Raw genomic sequence first — 2,504 nt, forward strand, 5'->3', positions numbered from 1 at the left:
CAGCAAGGCCGTCAACGGTCGTTTGGCGTGTGGTTGGCACACTATCATGCACCGATGAAGACCATGCGTGTGGCCACCTACAACATCCACAAGGGCGTGCAAGGCCTGGGGCCGCTGCAGCGGCTGGAGGTGCCCAATCTGGCGCGCGCCGTGGCGGCGCTGGACGCGGATGTGGTGTGTCTGCAAGAGGTGCGCGGCTGGCACGCCCCATCCCAGCGGCGCTTTGCTCACTGGCCGCGCAGCGGTCAGGCGTCGGCGCTGGCGCCGCCGGGTTACCACGTGGCCTATCACGCCAACGCGCTGACACGCCACGGCGAGCACGGCAACGCGGTGTTGAGCCGCTGGCCGATCGTGGCGCAGGCGCAGCACGATGTGTCCGACCATGGCTTTGAGCAGCGGGGGCTGCTGCATGTGGTGCTGGCGCCCGCCGATACCAGCACCGCGTCGCCGTGGCCGGCAGGAGCCCACGCGCTGCACGTCATCGTGGTGCATCTGGGGCTGATTCATGCCAGCCGTCGGCGCCAGGTGCAGGCGCTGGCTCACTACATGGAGCGTGCGGTGCCGCCCGAAGCGGCGCTGGTGGTGGCGGGCGACTTCAACGACTGGGGCGAGCGGCTGCACGCCCCGATGGCCGAGCTGGGCCTGCACACGGCAGTGCCGGCGCGCGTGTCCACGTTTCCGGCGCGCTGGCCACTGCTGCCGCTGGACCGTATCTATGTGCGCGGGCTGGTGGTGCGCGCGCTGTGGGCACCGCACGGGGGGCAGTGGCCGCGCTGGTCGGACCATCTGCCACTGGTGGCAGAGGTGGCGTGGGTGCCATGAGCGCAGGGGGGACTGGCGCGGCGCGGCGCGCTGCAAGCCCGGGTGGCCCTGTATTGCGGCCCGGGCACCGACTGCGTCTGCTCGAAGGCGGGCAGGCGCTGTTTGTGGCCATGGAGCAGGCCATCGACCGTGCGCGCCACTTGGTACACGTGGAAACCTACATCTTCGTGTTTGCGCACCAAGCACTGATGGTGGCCGAGGCGCTGGAGCGCGCCGCGCGCCGCGGGGTGGAGGTGCGCCTGGTGGTGGATGCCGTGGGTACACCCGAGGTGCCGGCCGAGTGGCGCACACGCTTCGGTGCGGCTGGCGTGCAGTGGTGCCAGTATGCGCCGCTGGGGCGGCTGGGCCTGCTGATTCCCAGCCGCTGGCGCCGGCTGCACCGCAAGCTGTGCGTGGTAGACGGCGTGGTGGGCTTTTGCGGCGGCATCAACCTGATTGACGATTGTGATGACGTGGTGTTGGGGCGGCTGCCCACGCCGCGGCTGGACTACGCGGTGGAGGTCAGTGGCCCGCTGCTGGCTGAGATGCAGGCCACGATGGAGCGGCTGTGGTGGCGTCTGACGGCAATGCGTTACGCGCAGTCGCGGGAGTTTGGCGCCGCGTGGCAGTCGTGGCAGGTGGCGCGGGCGCGGCGCGATCCGGGGCTGCGCCGCTGGTGGCGCGCTTGGCTGCGAGCGCGCGACGCGGGCGGCCGGCACGACCCCGCCGAGCCGCCGACGGTGGTAGGGGCGCGCGCCACGGTGCTGTGGCGTGACAACGTGCGCCACCGCCACGATATCGAGCACGCGTATCTGCGCGCCATCGAGCGGGCGCGGCGCGAGGTGGTCATTGCCAACGCGTACTTCATTCCCGGGCGGCGCCTGCGGCACGCCTTGGCGCGAGCGGCAGCGCGCGGCGTGCGCGTGCGGCTGCTGGTGCAAGGCAAGTACGAGCGCTTTCTGCAGTACCACGCCCCGCGCCCGGTACACGCGTGGTTGCTGCGTCGGGGCGTGGAGATCCGCGCCTATGCGCCCAGCTCGCTGCACGCCAAGGTGGCGGTGGTGGATGAGGCGTGGGCCACGGTGGGATCGACCAACCTGGACCCGATCAGTCTGCTGCTGGCACGCGAAGCCAACATCGTCACCACCGACCGGCGTTTTGCGCGTCACCTGCGCGAGCGGCTGGACCATTTGCTGCGCGAAGCGGGCGAGCCGCTGGAAGCGGGAGCGCTGCGTCAGCGCCGCTGGCACGAACGCGCGCGCGACTGGCTGGCGTTTGCGGTGATGCGCGCCGTGCTGTTTCTAACCGGGCACCGCTACTGAGCAATCGCTTTCCATGTCAAGCCGAATGAAGCGAGTCGCCCCAGAGCTGATTGGCGCCGCTGGGCGGTTTGTGGGGCGCAGCGCTACGAACGGGCTGTTGCCCCGTACACCCCTCGTACCCCGTGGCGTGTGCGTCGGATGCGGCGCGCGCGTCTTGTTGTTGGCATCGATCGGCTTGCCGGCCTATTGCCGTGTGCGTGAGTCGCCGCGCCGTGAGGCCGTCACCCGGCATACCCCCCTGCACCCGACGGTGGTGTCGGTGTCAAGGCCCCAGGCTCTCCCGCCGTACCGGGGCTTGCGCACCGTGCCCGCACGGTTTGCGGGTTTTCACGCGCCGATGTTAGGATGGGCCATGCTGATGCCAATGAACGACGCTTCCAC

General features: G+C 70.3%; 2 protein-coding genes. Both read left to right on the top strand.

Features of this window, described 5'->3' with window-relative positions; all coding sequences use genetic code 11:
• The first annotated feature begins 54 nt into the window (after positions 1–54).
• Complete coding sequence (locus tag V7Z54_RS06480) at positions 55–822, top strand: endonuclease/exonuclease/phosphatase family protein (protein ID WP_334135258.1); 768 nt, start codon at positions 55–57, stop codon at positions 820–822.
• Positions 819–2,123, top strand: coding sequence for a cardiolipin synthase ClsB (gene clsB, locus V7Z54_RS06485; protein WP_334135260.1), 1,305 nt, complete (start codon positions 819–821; stop codon positions 2,121–2,123). The genes V7Z54_RS06480 and clsB overlap by 4 nt, the downstream gene beginning before the upstream one ends.
• Positions 2,124–2,504 lie beyond the last annotated feature (381 nt).

It is taken from the genome of Tepidimonas sp., assembly GCF_036824975.1.
Taxonomy (GTDB): Bacteria; Pseudomonadota; Gammaproteobacteria; order Burkholderiales; family Burkholderiaceae_C; genus Tepidimonas.

Bases quoted from the DNA above. Each gene is read 5' to 3' on its own strand.
- V7Z54_RS06480 (WP_334135258.1), top strand. From the start codon at position 55: ATGAAGACCATGCGTGTGGCCACCTACAACATCCACAAGGGCGTGCAA.
- clsB (WP_334135260.1), top strand. From the start codon at position 819: ATGAGCGCAGGGGGGACTGGCGCGGCGCGGCGCGCTGCAAGCCCGGGT.